The following is a 16,097-nucleotide window of genomic DNA, read 5'->3' as shown; positions in this document are numbered from 1 at the left end:
GGCTTCTAAGCCTGCGCGGCGAGGTTCTTCAGGTCGACGACTTGGAGGGCGTCCTCGACGGCCGCCGACAGCGGCAGGTCGTCGAGCGCGTCCGCGTCCCACCAGCGCGATTCGCTGGTGGAGCCGCCCGCGGCCTCGACCACTTGCGCGGCCGAAGGGTCGGGAACGGTGGCCGAGTAGATCGCGCGCACGCCGTGCCAGTCGAGCGGGTATCCCTCGGGGCCGATCGCGCGGCGGTGCCGGAACGAGGTGACGTTCAGCAGCTCCCCGACCAGGGCCTCCTGGCCGGTCTCCTCGTAGATCTCGCGGGAGACGGCCGCGCGCGGCGACTCCCCGAAGTCGACCCCGCCGCCGGGCAGGTGCCAGGTGCCGCCGCCGGGGTAGCCCTCGGCGATGCGGGCGAGCAGGATGCGGCCGGCGCCGTCGGCGACGACGCCGTACGCGCCGAAGCGCTGGCCCCTTCTGCGGCGGCCCTTCTTGGCCTTCGCGGGCGGGACGGGCCGGGTCTCCTGCGGGGCCTTGTCGACGCGCCCGGCGAGCCGGTCGTCGGCGAGGTGCAGGCACGCGGAGACGAACGGCGAATGGGATTCGGCGGCCGCGCGTGCCGGTTCGACCCATTCGGCGGCGTCGCCTTCGAAGTCGCCGCCGGGGCTTCCGGCGACGGTGGCGGCGTAGATGATCGCGTTGGTGTGGACGCCGCGCCTGGCGACGGCGACCGCTTCGAGGGGCGCGTCCACGGCGACCTCGTAGCCGGTGTGCTCGCCGACCAGTCGGCCGGCGGCGCGCTTCGGGGGTTCGCCGTGGTCTATCACGCCGCCTGGCAGATGCCAGGGACCCGCTTCGCGCCCGCGGGTCCTTCTCGTCAGCAGGACCCGGCCGTTCTCGTCACGGACCTCCCCGTACGCAGCTATCCGGAATTGCATCCCTCAACTGTACGGCTTGACCTCCTCACCGCCATGTATGGCGGAGATTCCCGGCTTGCGGTCCACGGATGTCGGACCGTCTACGGGTGGGTTCCTGGTTCAACGCCCACAGCCCGGACTCCCGGGTCTTGTGCAGGCTCCGCAGGCGTTTTATGTGTCCGGCAGTCCCTCGGCCGCAAGACGCTTTCCTTCACGTCTGATGTTGATCTCGGCGTTTGCATCCCGGTCGTGACACGCGCCGCACGGGCATGCCCATCTCCGGATCGTGAGCCCCTCCAGCCCTTTCGGACCGGTCAAGGCTCCGCATGCAGAGCACATGCGTGCCGAAGGGAAATACCGGTCAATCCGCGCGAATGTCCGTCCCGCTCGGATCGCTTTGGATTCGAGCCTGGTCAGGAACATGCCCCATGCGGCGTCCTGGACCGATTTCGCGGCGCGACCCCGGCCGAGTCCTTTCACGTTGAGGTCTTCGACATAGAGAGCTTGGTATTCGCCCACCAACGCCTTGACCTGCTTGTCGATCCAGTCCGACCGGGATTGCCTGATCTTCTCGTGGATCAGCGCGAGTTCGAAAGCTGCAGTGGGTCGGCTGATCAGCGGGTCCCTATTCCCATTCGATGGTCCCCGGCGGCTTGCTGGTGACATCGAGCACCACGCGGTTGACGTCGGCGACCTCGTTGGTGATCCGCGTGGAGATCTTCGCCAGCAGCTCGTACGGCAGGCGGGACCAGTCGGCGGTCATCGCGTCCTCGGAGGAGACCGGGCGCAGCACGATCGGGTGGCCGTAGGTGCGGCCGTCGCCCTGGACGCCGACGGAGCGGACGTCCGCGAGGAGGACCACCGGGAACTGCCACACCGAGCGGTCGAGACCGGCGGCGGTGAGCTCGGCGCGGGCGATCGCGTCGGCGGCCTTCAGCAGGTCGAGGCGTTCGCGGGTGATCTCGCCGACGATGCGGATGCCCAGGCCGGGGCCGGGGAACGGGTGACGCCACACCATCGCCTCGGGCAGGCCGAGTTCGAGGCCGATCGCGCGGACCTCGTCCTTGAAGAGGGTCCGCAGCGGTTCGATGAGCGCGAACTGGAGGTCGTCGGGGAGCCCGCCCACGTTGTGGTGGCTCTTGATGTTCGCGGTGCCGGTGCCGCCGCCGGACTCGACCACGTCCGGGTACAGCGTGCCCTGGACGAGGAAGTCGATGCCCTGCTCCTCGGCGATCTCGCGCGCGGCGGCCTCGAAGGTGCGGATGAACTCGCGGCCGATGATCTTCCGCTTCTCCTCGGGGTCCGTGACGCCCTTGAGGGCGGTCAGGAACTGCTCCGAGACGTCCACGGCGCGCACGTCGATGCCGGTGAGCTGCGCGTAGTCCTTCTCGACCTGTTCGGCCTCACCGGCGCGGAGCAGCCCGTGGTCGACGAACACGCAGGTCAGCTGGTCCCCGATGGCGCGGTGCACGAGCGCCGCCGCCACGGAGGAGTCCACGCCGCCGGAGAGGGCGCACAGGACGCGCTTGTCGCCGACCTGCTCGCGGATCGCGGCGACCTGCTCGTCGATGATCGCCGAGTTCGTCCAGTTCGGCTTGATCCCGGCGATGTCGTGCAGGAAGTGCCGGATCACGGCCTGGCCGTGCGGGGTGTGGGCGACCTCGGGGTGGTACTGGACGCCCGCGAGGCGCGATTCGAGGTTCTCGAACGCCGCCACGGGGGCGCCGTTGGTGCGGGCCACGACCTCGAAGCCCGCCGGGGCCTCGGTCACGGAGTCGCCGTGGCTCATCCACACCGACTGGTGCTCGGGCAGGCCGTCGAGCAGCTTCGAGGCGCAGAGCACGTCGAGCTCGGTGCCGCCGTACTCGGACAGCCCCGTCTTCGCGACCGTGCCGCCGAGCGCCTTCGCCATGGCCTGGAAGCCGTAGCAGATGCCGAGCACCGGCACACCGGCCTCGAACAGGGCCCGATCCACCTGAGGGGCGCCTTCCGCGTACACGCTCGAAGGACCGCCCGAGAGGATGATCGCGGCCGGCTCCTTGGCGAGCATCTCGCTCGCGGGCATCGAGGAGGGCACGATCTCCGAGTAGACGTTGGCTTCCCGGACGCGGCGCGCGATGAGCTGCGCGTATTGGGCCCCGAAGTCGACCACCAGCACCGTTTGTCGCATGACACCAGCGTAACCGGTAAGGGGCCTCACACCGGAAGGCGCAGCTACGCTTTTGACGTGCTCAACCCTGGGGTCCGCGAATCGCTGCGCCGGGTCGGCCGGGACCTGCGGTCATGGACCCCGGGCGAGGCCGTTCCGGTGCTCGCGGTGCGCGCCGCGTTCGGCATCGCCGCCGCGATGAGCGCCGTCGCGTTCGCAGGCCACCCGTCCTGGGGTCAAGCCGCGGTGATGGGCGCCTGGCTCGGCGGCGTCGCGATGCTCACCCCCGGCACCCGCACCGGGCCTTCGCTGCCGCTGCTGGTCGGCGCGGCCGGGGCGCTCGGGGTCGTACTCGGCTCGCTCGACGACCCCGTGGTGCTCATCGCCGCCGCGGCCGCCTATGCGTTCACGCTCACGTTCATCGGCTCGGTCACCCACGTCGCGGGCGTCACGTTCACCGTCTCCGGCATCATGTTCTTCCTCGCCGACCACCTCACCGCCCACACCGGGGTGCTCTTCGCCGCGCTCGCGGTCGCCGCGGGCGGGGCCGTGCAGGCCCTCACCGCGCTCCTGCCGCCCTACTTCCGGTGGGCGGAGGACCGGCGCGCGCTCGCCGACGCCTGGTTCGCGCTCGCGGCCGAAGCGGAGGCGCTCGCCGCCGACCCCGACGCGCCGTTCCGCACCGAACCGCTCTTCGAGGCCGCGCAGGAACTCGACCGCCGCCGGGCCCTGCCCGCCGCGATCCTCGAGGCCCGCCGCCAGCTGTACGCCGTCTCCACCGCGATCGGCCGCACCGCCTCCGCCCGCGCCCGGGCCGACGCGCAGGACCGCGACACCGTCGAGTTCTACTCGGAGGCACTGGAACTCGCGGCCCGGCTCCTGACCCACTTCGCCGAGCAGATCACCTCCCGCTCACCGACCGAACTCGACTGGGACGCGCTCCTCGACGGCCTCTCCCAGAACCCCATGGCGACCGCCACCGGCACGATGCCCACCGAGATCGGCGGGCTCCTGCGCACGCTCCACGAGACCGGCGGCTTCGCCGAGCGCATCACCGCGGGCGGCGACGACGTCATCGCCGACCCCGCCCTCGCCCACGCCACCAGCACCGCCCGCCAGGCCCTCGGCCAGCTCCGCACCCGACTCCACCGGCGCGACCCGGTGATCCACCACGCGCTGCGCCGGGCCGGGGTGATCGCGCTGGCGATGCTGATCGGTCTCGCCTGGCCCACCGACCACGGCTACTGGATCCCGCTCACCGCCTGGCTGGTGCTGCAAGCGGACTTCTCCGGGACGCTCACGCGCGGCGCCACGAGGGCGGTGGGCACGACCGGCGGCGTCGTCCTCGCCTCGGTCCTGGGGCTGGTGCTGCCGCAGGACCAGTTGTGGCTCAGTCTGATCGTGCTCGCGTACGCGCTCATCGCGTACCTGACGCGGCCGGTGTCGATGCTCGTGTTCGCGGCGGCGGTCTCGGGGTTCACGGTGTTCCAGATCGACCTCGCGGGCGAGAGCCCGGTGACCGCCGCGTTGGACCGGGGCGCCTGCACGGTGGTGGGCGCGGCGCTCGCGATCGGGTTCTATGTGCTGGTGCCGACGTGGCAGACGCGCCGCCTCGGGGACCTCCTCGGGGACCTCGTTGACGCCTACCGCGACTACGCCCGGCTCACCCTGGACCGCCAGGCGCACCCGGCGGACTACGACCGGAAGGTCATGCACGCCGCGATCGACCGCATCAGGGCGCGGCGATCGGCGCTCACCGGCGCGGCCGACCAGGCGAAGGCCGAGCCGGTCGCCGGTCCGGGGCCGCTCTCGGCGGACGCGCTCGGCGCGGAGGCCGCATTGTCAAGGGCGGGAAGGGCACTGGTGGCGGTGAACGCGACGCTCGGCCGTGAGGACAAGGCGAATGGCCTCGCGGGAGTGGATGCGTTCGCGGATTCGCTCGACACGGCGTATCTGCGGTTGGCGGCGCTGGCCCGCGGTGCGGCCCCGCCTCGCGGGATCGACCTCAGCGAGGCCGTGCAGCGCCTCGATTTCCGCCTCGCCGCGATCGAGGACCGCGACACGCGGACGCGGCGGAGCGTGCTGCGCTGGGAGTCGGACAACATCGTCGAGGCCCTGGACGACGCGGCGCTGCTCATGGCGGGCTGGAACGACTAGAAGAGGATCGCGCGGACCTTCCGGATCGCCTCGTCGGCGGCGGCGCGCTGCGTCTCGGTGAGTTCCGCTTCGAGGAGGTCGAGGGCGATCACCTGGAGCTGGTCGGGGAGCTGCATGTCGTTCGGGAGGCGCGGGACCGGTCGCCGCGACCGTCCTTCGGCGTCGGCGGTGATGTCGGCGAGGGCCTGGACGAGGGCGTGCATCGCATCGGCCCGGGAAGACCAGCGAGCGGGCGACCAGTGGCGCGTGCCTTCGACGACACGCCCGATCGCCCGCTCGAGTTCGGTGCTCAAGAGCGCCACTCGCCCTGACTGTGCTTCATGCTTCCGCGGCTACTCGCCTTGGAAGTAGGAGAGCAGGCGCAGCAGGTTCCAGTACAGGAAGATGAGGCCCGCGGTGAGGCCGAAGGCGCCGGCCCACGCGTACTTCTTCGGGGCGCCGTTGGCGGCGGAGTACTCGATCATGTCGAAGTCGAGGATGAACGAGAACGCGGCCCAGAGGGTGAGGGCGATCGCGATGATCCACTGGAGGGTGGTCGGGTCGCCGCCGGGGGTGGCGAACAGGCCGAGGTTGACGCTGAAGAGGCTCGCGACGAAGTTCACCAGGAGCAGACCGGCGATGCCGAAGCCCGCGCCGACGATGACCTTGGTGAACATCGGGGAGTTCTTGAGGATGCGGAACTTGTAGAGCGCGAGCATCCCCACGAACACGAGCACCGTGCCGAGGAGGGCGTTCACGACGATGCCCTCGGCCTGCGCCTCGAAGATCGCGGAGACGCCGCCGAGGAGGAAGCCCTGGCCGATCGCGTAGGCGAACGCGACGAACGGGTTCGTGATCGGCTTGAACATCGAGAAGATCATGACGCCGATGCCGACGAAGGAGCCGATGCCCATGAGCAGCCCGGCGAGGCCCAGCTGCGATTGGTCGCCGCTCGTGAACATGCCCCAGGTGAGCATGGCGGCCACGAAGGTCGCGCCGACGAGGGCCACGGTGCGCACGATGACGTCGTCGATCTTCATGGTCTCGGCCTGCGGAGCCTGGGTCATCTGCCCGTAAGGCCCGTACGCCGCGCCCATGTGCTGCTCGTTGTACTGGGTCTTCACCATGTTTCGAAGGGATGAGTTCCTGCTCTGCATTGCCATGACCTGCGGTCCTCCGTCGGAGTTTCAAGGGTGGTTCTGAGCTTATCCGGTCATTGCCGGAAACACGACACAGCGGCGGAGCATTCCCTGCTCCGCCGCTGTGAATGTTCTTAGGTAGCTAAGAGATCACTGTGACCCGGCCGAGCTCCGGCGCCTCGAGCGGCGCCTCGGCCGTGCCGAACTCGGCGAGGTAGTCCTCGAACGCGTCCACATCGAGCGCGCCGAAGAGGCGGTTCGTGCCGTCCTTGAACGCGGTGAACGAGTCGCCGCCGTCGGCGAGGAACGAGTTCATCGTCACCCGGTAGGTCTGGTCCATGACGATCGGCTCGCCGTCGAGCATGAGCGAATCGGCCACGATCTGGTCGGCGCCGGTCTTCGTCTTGTCCCATGTGTACGTGAAGCCCTCGGAGACCTGCAGCTGCAGCGTCGTCGAGCGGGCCTCGCTCGGCAGCTGCTGCTGCAGGCCGGCGAGGATCTGCGCGCCGGTCAGGTCGAGGGTGACCACGTAGTTCGAGAACGGCTGGACCTCGAAGACCTCTTTGTACGTGACCTCGCCGGGGTTCCCGGCGCTGTGGAGGAGGTCCTGACGGACGCCGCCGGGGTTCATGAGCGCGATCTCGGCCCCGCCGGTGTCGGCGCTCGCGGTGCTCCACAGCTGGGCGTCCGCGATGAGGCTGCCGAGCGGGAACTCCTCGGCGCGGGTCTGGCCGCGCTTGATGTCCTCGGCGATGTAGCAGATGAGGCGGTTGGCGACCTCGTCGTAGCCGTCGCCGGTGTAGGAGGCGATGAGGTCCCGCTGCTCTCCGTTCGGGTCGACGTCGCGGGTGACGACCGTGTTCGAACCGGTCACCGAGGAGCGCACGATGTCCTTGGTGCGCCTGTCGTACGTGGCGTCGATCTGCGTGAACACGCGGCCGTACGAGGACGCGGAGGTGATCATGCGCGGGTTCCCGGCCGGGTCGGGCACCGAGCACACGTACTCGTTGTGGGTGTGGCCGGTGACCATGACGTCGACGAGCGGGGTCATCGTCTCGGCGATGTCCACGATCGGGCCGGACATGCCGACCGCCGTGCCGTCGAGCGACTCGCACTCGTGGCCGGTGTCCTCGGCGACCGGGACGCCGCCCTCGTGCAGCAGCACCACGATCGCGTTGACGCCCCTGCGCCTGAGCTCCTTGGCGTACTTGTTCGCGGTCTCGACCTCGTCGGTGAACTCCAGGCCCTCGATGCCGGACTGGGAGACGATGTCACCCGTGCCCTCGAGGGTCATGCCGATGAAGCCGACCTTGATGCCGCGCCCGAAGTCCTTGACCCAGTACGGGTCCAGAACGGGCTTGCCGGTCGCCTCGTCGACGACGTTCGCGCCGAGGTACGGGAACGCGGCGCCCTCGAAGTCCTCGTCGCCCTCGATGATGCGGTTCAACTCGTCGATACCGGCGTCGAACTCGTGGTTGCCGACCGAGGAGACCTCGACGCCCATCGCGTTCAGGGACTCGATCGTCGGCTCGTCGTCGTACACGGCCGACAGGAACGGGCTGGCGCCGATGAGGTCGCCCGCCGCCACCGTCGTCGAGTACCGCTCGCCGTCACGGGCCTGCTCCAGGTGGGTCGCCAGGTACTCGGCGCCGCCCACGGGCGTGTTGACGCCGTCGATCGGGTAGGTGTTGGAGGCACTGGCCTCGATGTAGCCGTGGAAGTCGTTGAGGGCCAGCAGCTGGAGGTCGACCTCGCGGTGGCGGTCCTGCTGCCCGGCGCTGGCCGACCAGGCGCCGACGGCGAGCGTGGTCGCGGCGAGCGCGGCGGCGCCGACGACGGCCACGGCGCGGCGCTTCCTTCTGATGGTGTACATGGCACTCCGTTGGGGGTCGATGGATGGCGGGCCGGGGTTGCCCCAAGCTGATCCAATCATGGGACGATTGCGCCCGAGTCAACGCAGCATAACGCCTTCACAACGCCCGGATAACAGTAAGCGCCACTCGTCCGTAGCACACGGCGACAGTTCGCGCACCCTCACTCTCGCAATACGGGACCCACGTTTGCGCACGTGATCCCTTGCAGCACAGGAGCTTGTTACTGACCCGTCACAACCCTGTGTCCACATTGTCGATCCTTGCCCCATCCGAAAACGGTTGCTACAGTCACTGCGAATACAACTCGCATATACAGCTCGTCACTGGTGGGGACTGCTGCGGAGCGGTCATAGGCGAGCGAGACGCCCACAGGGGGTTACCCGTTGACGACCGGTTACTTCACCAATGAACAGCACGACGCCCTCAGAGCCGAGGTCCGGGCCTTCGCCGAACGCGAAGTGCTCCCGCGCGTCCCCGAGATGGAAACCCAGAAGACCGTCCACCACGAGCTCTCCCGCCTCATCGCCGCCCAAGGCTGGCTCGGTGTCACCATCCCCGTCGACTACGGCGGGATGGGCATGGGGCACTTGGCGAAGACCATCATCATCGAGGAACTGGCCCGGGTCTCCGGCGCCATGGGTGCGATGGTGCAGGCCTCCCAGCTCGGGGTCGCCAAGATCCTCCACTTCGGCTCCGACGAGCAGAAGAAGGCCTGGCTGCCCAAGGTCGCCTACGGCGACTGCCTCCCCACCATCGCCGTCACCGAATCCGCCTCCGGCGGCCACGTGCTCGGCATGCGCGCCCAGGCCGTACGCGACGGCGACGACTACATCCTCAACGGCCACAAGGTCTTCGTCGGCAACAGCCATGTCGGGGACCTCCACGGCGTGGTCGTGCGCACCGGCGACGGCCCCAAGGGACTCACGGCGTTCCTCGTCGAGTCCGACCGGCCCGGGTTCGCGCTGGCCCCGCAGCAGTCCACGATGGGCCTACACGGGTTCAGCTTCGGAGAGCTCCTGTTCGAGAACTGCCGGGTGCCGGCCACGAACCGGCTCGGCGACGAGGGCCAGGGCCTCTCGGTGGCCTACTCGTCCTCGATCCTCTACGGACGCTCCAACCTGACGGCGGTGTCGCTCGGCATCCACCAGGCGATTCTCGACGAGACCGTCGCCTATGCGTCCCAACGGGAGCTGTACGGGAGGCCGATCGCCGAACTCGACAACATCAAACAGAAGATCGGGCAGATCACCTCACGGCTCATGACGGCCAGGATCACCGCCTACCATGCGGTGCACCTGCTCGACCGGGGCATGCCCTGCGACATCGAGCTGATGAACGCCAAGCTCGTCAACGTGGAGTCCGCATTGGACTCCGCACGCGAGGCGATGGAGATCCACGCCGCGATCGGGCTCACCACCGAGCGGCCGATCGAGCGGTTCCTGCGGGACGCGTACCACATCTTCGCGCCCGCAGGCACTTCCGACGTGCAGCGCCTGCGCCTCGCCGAGGCGGCGATGGGACGGACCAAGGGCCAGTGGTCCGAGCGCATCGTCAACGGCGAGGCGGTCGCGGTGCACTAGAGCGCGAAATCCGGAGGATCGGCCGGAAGATCGCTCTCGCGGAAACGAGGAGGCAGCGTCAGCCGCCTCCTCATTCGTTCACCCTTGCGTGGAGTTGTCGGACTGGATCCCGGCATTGCGCTCCCGGATCCGGTCCATCACCTTGGCGGCCATGCCCTTGATGATCTCCAGACCCGGACGGCCCCAGTCGTGGGTCTCGGTGTCGACCACGCACACCGTCCCCAACGTGTTCCCCTCGTCGTCGATCAGCGGCGCCCCCAGATAGGAGCGGATGCCGATCTTGTCGACCACCGGGTTCCCCGCGAACCGGGGGTAGTCGCACACGTCCCCCAGGACGAGGGCCTTGCCGCGCACCACCACGTGCGGGCAGTAGCCGTGGTCGCGGTCCATCTCCCGGCCCACCTCGGGGGCGTCGGAGGCCCCCGCGATCGCCTGGCTGGCCGCGTCCGGAGTCGGGGCCGCGAGGCCCGCGAAGTACTGGTGCTCCTCGTCGATGAAGTTCACCATCGCGTAAGGCGCACCGGTGAGCTTGGTCAGCTCCTGGGCGAGCTCATCGAACTCGGGGTCGGGCAGGTTGCCGATCCCCAAGTCGCGCAGGCGCTTGGCCCGCTCGGTGGCTCCCGGGTCGTCGGGTGTGATCGTGAGTCGGAACTCGTTCTCGGGATTGGACATGCTGGGCTCCTTCACCGGACGCTGAAAGCAGCGGCCGATATCAGGTGCTTGGTCAGAGTGACCAGCACCAAGGTCGCGGAACGTGGATCGCGTGCGTCGCAGCAGACGATCGGGATATTCGGTTTGAGGTCCAGTGCGGCCCTGACTTCTTCCGGCTCATAGTGGAAGCCGGTCTCGAACTCGTTGACCGCCACGATGAACGGCGTGCCGCGCCGCTCGAAGAAGTCCAGCGCCGGAAAGCAGTCCTCCAGGCGCCGCGTGTCCGCCAGCACCACCGCGCCGAAGGCCCCGTCCGAGAGCTCGTTCCACATGAACCAGAACCGGTCCTGGCCGGGCGTGCCGAACAGGTACAGGATGTGCTGCCGGTCGAGCGTGATGCGGCCGAAGTCCAACGCCACCGTCGTCGTCACCTTGTCCCCGACGCCGGTGAGGTCGTCCGTGCCGATCGAGGCCATCGTGATGGTCTCCTCGGTGCTCAGCGGCTCGATCTCCGAGACCGCCCCGACGAAGGTGGTCTTGCCGACGCCGAAGCCCCCGGCGACGAGCAGCTTGATGGCGGTGGGCAGGGCTTGTTGTTGTGCGGGCGAGCTGTCAGAGTCGCCGTTGTAGGCCATTGAGGAGTGCCTCCAATACGGTTTGGTCGGTGGGGTCGACGGCCGGGTCGGGAGCGTGGGTGATGATCGCTCCGCAGTCGACGAGGTCGGAGAGCAAGACCTTGATGACCATCGCCGGCAGGCGCATGTGCGCCGAGACCTCGGCGACCGAGATCGGCTCCCGGCACAGGAGCAGCGTCTCGGCGTGCTCGGCCTCCAGCTGCGCCGGCCGCATCTGCCCAGTCGATCGGACCAGCGACAGCAGGTCCATCTTCTTCGTCGGCGCGGTGCGGCCGTTCGAGACGGTGTAGGGCCGCACCAGCGGCCCCGCATCGTCGTCGAGCAGCGGCTGATGCTCGAAATCGGCCATCAGCCGACCATTTCACCACTGGCGGCCGCGGTCCTGCGCACTGGCGTCTCGAGGTACGGGCGCACGCTCTTGACCAGAATGGACATCTCGTAGCCGAGGACGCCCGCGTCCGCCTCGCGGCCCGCCGCCACCGCCAGGACGGCGCCCTGGCCCGCGGTCGACACGAACAGCAGTGTGTCGTCGAGCTCCGCCACCACCTGGCGGACGCCCGCCGACGAACCGAACTGGACGCCCGCGCTGCGCGCCAGCGAGAACATGCCCGACGCGATCGCCGAGAGCTGGTCGGCCTGGTCGACGCCCATGCCGTGGAACGCCTTCTTGATACCGTCCGAGGACAGCAGGAGTGCGCTTCGCGTGTGCGGAACCTTCCTCACCAGCCCGGCCAGCAGCCAGCTGAGATCTGATTGCGCGCCTGCCTCGTCGCCTGCCATTAGAAATCCTCATTCCTGTACGGAGAAACGGAACCATCGGATGCGGGGATCTGCGGAGCGATGTCCGCGCGCTGTTGGCCCTGCTGGAACGCCTTCATCAGACCCGGGTCGTGGCCCGTCTCCGAACCCCGCATCCCCTGCTGCGGGGCATCGCGCAGTTGCGGCGCCAAGTGCGTCTGCTTGGAGCGCTTGGGAAGCTCCGGGCGGGCGTCAGCATCGAAGCCGCGCCCGACCGGGCGATCGGGATCCACCTCGGGGATCTCGGCCGTCACCGGCAGGGCACCGGTGTCGACCCTCATGGCTGCTGTGCTGTGGCCGTTGACCGGACCGTCCATGCGAGCTTGAGGCACAGACCCACCGTAGTGGCGGGTACCCGCGGTCGGCAAGGGGCGCAACTGCACTGAGGGAAGATGCGGCGACTGCGCCCCCGCCCCCGGCTGGCGCACCGGCATCGCCTGCACCGGCGGCGGCGCGGGCAGCTCACGCGGCGCGGGGGCCTTCGGCGTGTCGTCGCCCAGCAGCACCTCGGGGATCACCAGGATCGCCTGCGTGCCGCCGAAGATGTTGGACTGCAACTGCACCGTCAACTCATGGCGGTGCGCCAGCGACGAGACCACGTACAGGCCGATGCGGCCGTCCGCGAGCAGCTCGTCCAGGTCCACCTGGTCCGGCGTCGCCAGCATCTTGTTGAACCGGTCCCGTTCGTGCGCTTCCATGCCCAGGCCGCGGTCCTCGACCTCCACGGCCAGGCCCGTGCGCACGCGGGCGACCCGGATGAGCACCTGCGTGTTCGGCGCCGAGAACGTCGTCGCGTTCTCCACCAGTTCCGCCACGAGGTGGATGACGTCGGCGACCGCGTGGCCCTTGAGGGTGCCGTCGATGGGGCGCACCAGCTTCACCCGGGCGTACTGCTCCACCTCCGCGACGGCGCTGCGGAGCGCTTCGTAGACGTTGACCGGCCGCGACCACTGCCGGTGCGAGGTCGCACCGCCCAGGACCGCCAGGTTCTCGGCGTGGCGTCGGATGCGCGTCGCCAAGTGGTCGACCGAGAACAGGCCCTTGAGGAGATCAGGGTCCTCCACCTGGTTCTCGAGTTCGTCGAGCTGCTCGATCTCCCGGTGCACCAGTGATTGCAGGCGCCGGGCGAGGTTCACGAAGATGCCCACGCGCGAATGCGCGCTCACCGCGTCGATCGGGCCCGAGGTCATCGTCGGCTTCGGATTGCGGGCCGGCGCTTGCGGCGCGGTGCGCCCGCTTCGCGCCGCGACCGCCTCCGCGGCCGCACGGAGCTGCCGGGCCTCCGCGGCCAGGAGCCGCACCGCCTCGCTGGTGGTGGAGGCGTTGGCGGAGGGGTTGGGGAGCGGAACGGACCATCGCTGGTCGGCGGGCAGATCCCGCTGCAGATCGTCGAGGACCTGCCAGACCTTGTAGTGCGTCTCGACCGTGGCCCGACGGACCGCGAGCACCTGACGGCCCAGGTCGGCGTCGACCTTGGAGGCGGCACCGGCGGACAGGTAGGCCACGAGCGCGATGAAGACCGCGGCGAGGCCGAGCACGAGTGGCGCGGTCCATGAGGGACCGTCTGATGGGGCCAGGTTGTAGAAGACCACCACGCCGACGCCGAGGAGCACGGCGGCGACGAGCGGCAGCAGCGCGATGCGCAGCAGTCGGGCCTTGACATCGGCCGACTCCCGAGCTCCCTCTTCGGCATTGGGTCCGGAAGGGAGGGGAGGCGGACCGGTGGGCTGGAAAGTATGGGTTGTGGACAGAGGTGTTTCGGGCATCGCCATCCTCACGACACTGGCCTACGGCTTCCGCGATACCGGGAAGTGACAAAGGTCGTTGCAGCAGAAGGGAAAGCCATGTCCCCACCGGCTGTTTCGACAGAATGGTATCAGCGCTCGCCTCCCTGGATAGCACGGCGGCCCTGCGCAGTCAACCTGTCGATGCAGTCCGTACCGAGCCTGAAACTCCCGGTTCACAGACCTAACGGAGCAGGTCAACGACGGTGTGGACACGAATTGTGAGGATTTCCCGCCGCCGGAGGGCGATCACCCGTTCGGACGGCGATGCCGGGAATGCGAGGAACGCCACTCCAGGGCCGGACGGCCCCCCTCCGTCCGATCCCCTTGGCCTACAAGTCGATCCCACCTCCGTGCCCGAGACGGGATTTGAACCCGCAAGTCTCACGACGGCCGGTTTTAAGCCGACTGTGTCTACCAGATTCCACCACTCGGGCCCGTATGCTGCCACGCTAGCGGGAATCCGGGCGCGGTGGACCCCCCAAGTTCTGCCTTGGGGCCCTTCACCTCTGCGAACGCCAAAGTGTCGTGATTCCGACAGTCGCCGGTCTGTTCGCCTTGCGGCTCAGGCGGCAGTGACGGGTGCGAGTGCTTCCATTGTCCCACTGCGGATTTCAATGATGTGTACACAAGGTTCAAGCGGCAGCGACGAACCGGCAGCAAGCGGCACCTCTCCGATTCCGGCCTGCAGGCTGGAATCGAAGCGATCGAGCAGCGCCGTGAAATCCCTTATGGACATACATTCATTCTTTTGGGTGGTGACACCAATACCGAAATCGGATAACTCCGGAGGGGGCGAGCAGGATGAATGGCACAGATCGGAACACACGGGCCGCCGCCCTGCACCCTCGGATCGACTTCCTCGCCGATCGGCTCCCCGCAGTCGAGGTCAATCTCCTGCAAGCGGTCATCACCTACACCTCCCAAGGGCTCCACAAAGAATGCGACGGCTTCTCCGGCATTCGCGACTGGATCAAGGAGTCCTTCAATCTCAATGAAGCCTGCGCCGGTCAGATCGCCTCCATCGCCCGCCTGGCTCCCAGGTTCAAGCACCTCACCGAGGCCGCCCTCGCCGGGGCCGCCCGCATCGACGCCATCGCCTACGCCGTGCGCCGCCTGGAGCGAGAAGGGCTGGCCGCGCACTCCCGGGTTCCCTACCCCGCCCCGGTCGAGTCCCCTTACGGAGCAGACTTTTGCGCCACGCCCAGGAGCTGATCCGGGAATACTGCATCCACTCCACCCGCCCCGAACTCGCCGAGCACCTCGACCGCATCTGCGCGGAGCTCTTCGACCAGCAGTCCCTGCTCGCCCGCCGTTCCCCCTCCCCGCCAGGACGAGGCCGACGAAGACGGTCTGCTCCCCCGCGCCTCCGGGCGCAATGCAGAAGCGCTGCACCAGATGGCGGCCGCCTAGGGCACCGACCCTTCGGCTCCCGAGCGGCACGGCCACACCGCCACTCTGCACCTCACCTGCGATGTCGAGACCCTTCGCGGTGAGAAGACCGGGCGGCTCCCGAACCTCGACGGCAAGACGATCGCCGTCTCCAAGGCCCGCCTGCTCACCTGCGAAGCCGGGGTCATCCCCTCGGTCTTCGACTACAGCACTGGCGAAGCCATCGAACTGGGCCGGGCGAAGCGCCTCCCCGACGTGACGCTCCGCCACAAGCTGGAGCTCGAGCAGCCCGGGGGTTGCGCCTGGGCCGGCTGCCGGGCTCCGATCTCTTGGACCGAAGCGCATCACCTGGAGCACTGGGCGGACGGCGGCTCGACCACCGCTGAGAACCTGATCCTGCTCTGCCGATTCCACCACGGCAGGATCCACACGGGCAAATGGGACATTACGAAGACCGGACCCGGTCAGGTGGTGATCCGCCACAGGCGCACCGGCGCTGCGGATGCCGAATGGGAAGCCGATGCCGATCTTCCGAACGGGCAGGCCGCCGAAGCGTTCTCTCGGAGCCTGAAGCGTCAACTCGATGAGTATGCGTCTGGTTCGCCCACAAGCGCATGGAAGCGAGCATCGCGCGAACCCGGGAGAAGTTCCGGGAATCCGATGCCGCAGAAGTCAAGGCCTGCAAGGTGATCGAGGTGGCCCTGGCGAGGCCCGCGACCCCGGTGGTCCTCCGGGAAGACCCGGGCGGCCCTCCGTTCTGAACCTGCCCTCAGCGGGCGACCGCTGAGGGGAGCGCAGGTCAAAGCCGGTGCAATCCGATTCCCAAGGGGGACCGGGCCCCTCAGCATGTCCAGAGAAGAAAGGTTCCCCAGGCTGCGAGACGGCGCCGGAGGCGCCAGGTCCGCGCCCCGTCAAGCCGGAGGGCCCAGTCCGGGCCCGCCCCTCCCTCACCTCGATGTCGCTGCCCGACCGAACCCCGGCTCGCACCGACCCTGAGCCCGCATGCGGCTCGAATCGGGAGGTCGCGCCTATCGTCTTTCCGACAATCCCGACCGCA

The 16,097-nt window shown here is 68.8% G+C and carries 16 protein-coding genes and 1 tRNA gene; 4 read left to right on the top strand and 13 right to left on the bottom strand.

The features are described from left to right. Positions 1–5 precede the first annotated feature (5 nt). The 3 genes from JHY01_RS03580 to guaA all read right to left on the bottom strand — a co-directional run bounded on the left by JHY01_RS03580 (position 6) and on the right by guaA (position 3,072). Complete coding sequence (locus JHY01_RS03580) at positions 6–923, bottom strand: NUDIX hydrolase (RefSeq protein ID WP_205324228.1); 918 nt, start codon at positions 921–923, stop codon at positions 6–8. A 150-nt stretch (positions 924–1,073) separates the two neighbouring features. Beyond that, complete coding sequence (locus JHY01_RS27975) at positions 1,074–1,568, bottom strand: RNA-guided endonuclease TnpB family protein (RefSeq protein WP_205324227.1); 495 nt, start codon at positions 1,566–1,568, stop codon at positions 1,074–1,076. After that, positions 1,528–3,072: a glutamine-hydrolyzing GMP synthase gene (gene guaA / locus JHY01_RS03570; protein WP_205324226.1), complete on the bottom strand. Its 1,545-nt coding sequence runs from the start codon at positions 3,070–3,072 to the stop codon at positions 1,528–1,530. The genes JHY01_RS27975 and guaA overlap by 41 nt, the downstream gene beginning before the upstream one ends. 57 nt (positions 3,073–3,129) lie before the next feature. On the opposite strand from guaA, the gene JHY01_RS27585 reads away from it, so the two are divergent. Continuing rightward, positions 3,130–5,208: an FUSC family protein gene (locus JHY01_RS27585; protein WP_205324225.1), complete on the top strand. Its 2,079-nt coding sequence runs from the start codon at positions 3,130–3,132 to the stop codon at positions 5,206–5,208. Here JHY01_RS27585 and JHY01_RS03560 read toward each other — a convergent pair. The 3 genes from JHY01_RS03560 to JHY01_RS03550 all read right to left on the bottom strand — a co-directional run bounded on the left by JHY01_RS03560 (position 5,205) and on the right by JHY01_RS03550 (position 8,199). After that, entirely contained in the window at positions 5,205–5,501 is a 297-nt protein-coding gene (locus JHY01_RS03560; RefSeq protein ID WP_205324224.1) for a hypothetical protein, read from the bottom strand. The two genes, JHY01_RS27585 and JHY01_RS03560, sit on opposite strands and share 4 nt — an antisense overlap. Positions 5,502–5,540: 39 nt before the next feature. Then, a complete protein-coding gene (locus JHY01_RS03555) occupies positions 5,541–6,314 on the bottom strand; it encodes a Bax inhibitor-1/YccA family protein (RefSeq protein ID WP_205324223.1) in 774 nt (257 codons plus the stop codon). Between the two features lie 154 nt (positions 6,315–6,468). Then, a complete protein-coding gene (locus tag JHY01_RS03550) occupies positions 6,469–8,199 on the bottom strand; it encodes a bifunctional UDP-sugar hydrolase/5'-nucleotidase (protein WP_205324222.1) in 1,731 nt (576 codons plus the stop codon). Between the two features lie 384 nt (positions 8,200–8,583). On the opposite strand from JHY01_RS03550, the gene JHY01_RS03545 reads away from it, so the two are divergent. Further along, entirely contained in the window at positions 8,584–9,780 is a 1,197-nt protein-coding gene (locus JHY01_RS03545; protein WP_205324221.1) for an acyl-CoA dehydrogenase family protein, read from the top strand. Positions 9,781–9,858: 78 nt separating this feature from the next. Here the strand turns inward: JHY01_RS03545 and JHY01_RS03540 are convergent, their stop codons facing one another. The 7 genes from JHY01_RS03540 to JHY01_RS03510 all read right to left on the bottom strand — a co-directional run bounded on the left by JHY01_RS03540 (position 9,859) and on the right by JHY01_RS03510 (position 14,387). Further along, positions 9,859–10,452, bottom strand: a complete 594-nt coding sequence (locus JHY01_RS03540; protein WP_205324220.1) for a GAF domain-containing protein — start codon at positions 10,450–10,452, stop codon at positions 9,859–9,861. Positions 10,453–10,463: 11 nt separating this feature from the next. Further along, entirely contained in the window at positions 10,464–11,066 is a 603-nt protein-coding gene (locus JHY01_RS03535) for an ATP/GTP-binding protein (RefSeq protein WP_205324219.1), read from the bottom strand. After that, entirely contained in the window at positions 11,044–11,415 is a 372-nt protein-coding gene (locus JHY01_RS03530) for a DUF742 domain-containing protein (protein WP_205324218.1), read from the bottom strand. Before JHY01_RS03530 ends, JHY01_RS03535 begins: the two co-directional genes overlap by 23 nt. Continuing rightward, positions 11,415–11,846 (bottom strand): roadblock/LC7 domain-containing protein, encoded by a 432-nt coding sequence (locus JHY01_RS03525; protein WP_205324217.1) that lies wholly within the window; start codon positions 11,844–11,846, stop codon positions 11,415–11,417. Before JHY01_RS03525 ends, JHY01_RS03530 begins: the two co-directional genes overlap by 1 nt. Further along, complete coding sequence (locus JHY01_RS03520; protein WP_205324216.1) at positions 11,846–13,630, bottom strand: sensor histidine kinase KdpD; 1,785 nt, start codon at positions 13,628–13,630, stop codon at positions 11,846–11,848. The genes JHY01_RS03525 and JHY01_RS03520 overlap by 1 nt, the downstream gene beginning before the upstream one ends. 372 nt (positions 13,631–14,002) lie before the next feature. Then, positions 14,003–14,085: transfer RNA gene (locus JHY01_RS03515), tRNA-Leu, on the bottom strand. Positions 14,086–14,213: 128 nt separating this feature from the next. After that, positions 14,214–14,387, bottom strand: coding sequence for a hypothetical protein (locus tag JHY01_RS03510; protein WP_205324215.1), 174 nt, complete (start codon positions 14,385–14,387; stop codon positions 14,214–14,216). A 65-nt stretch (positions 14,388–14,452) separates the two neighbouring features. On the opposite strand from JHY01_RS03510, the gene JHY01_RS03505 reads away from it, so the two are divergent. Beyond that, positions 14,453–14,863, top strand: coding sequence for a hypothetical protein (locus JHY01_RS03505; RefSeq protein WP_205324214.1), 411 nt, complete (start codon positions 14,453–14,455; stop codon positions 14,861–14,863). Between the two features lie 432 nt (positions 14,864–15,295). Beyond that, complete coding sequence (locus JHY01_RS03500; RefSeq protein ID WP_205324213.1) at positions 15,296–15,730, top strand: HNH endonuclease signature motif containing protein; 435 nt, start codon at positions 15,296–15,298, stop codon at positions 15,728–15,730. The last annotated feature ends 367 nt before the right edge of the window (positions 15,731–16,097 follow it).

Source organism: Glycomyces sp. YM15 (genome assembly GCF_016918015.1).
Lineage (GTDB): Bacteria > Actinomycetota > Actinomycetes > Mycobacteriales > Micromonosporaceae > Glycomyces.
The sequence above is the reverse complement of the archived record's forward strand: the minus strand, read 5'-3'. Positions and strand labels throughout refer to the sequence as shown.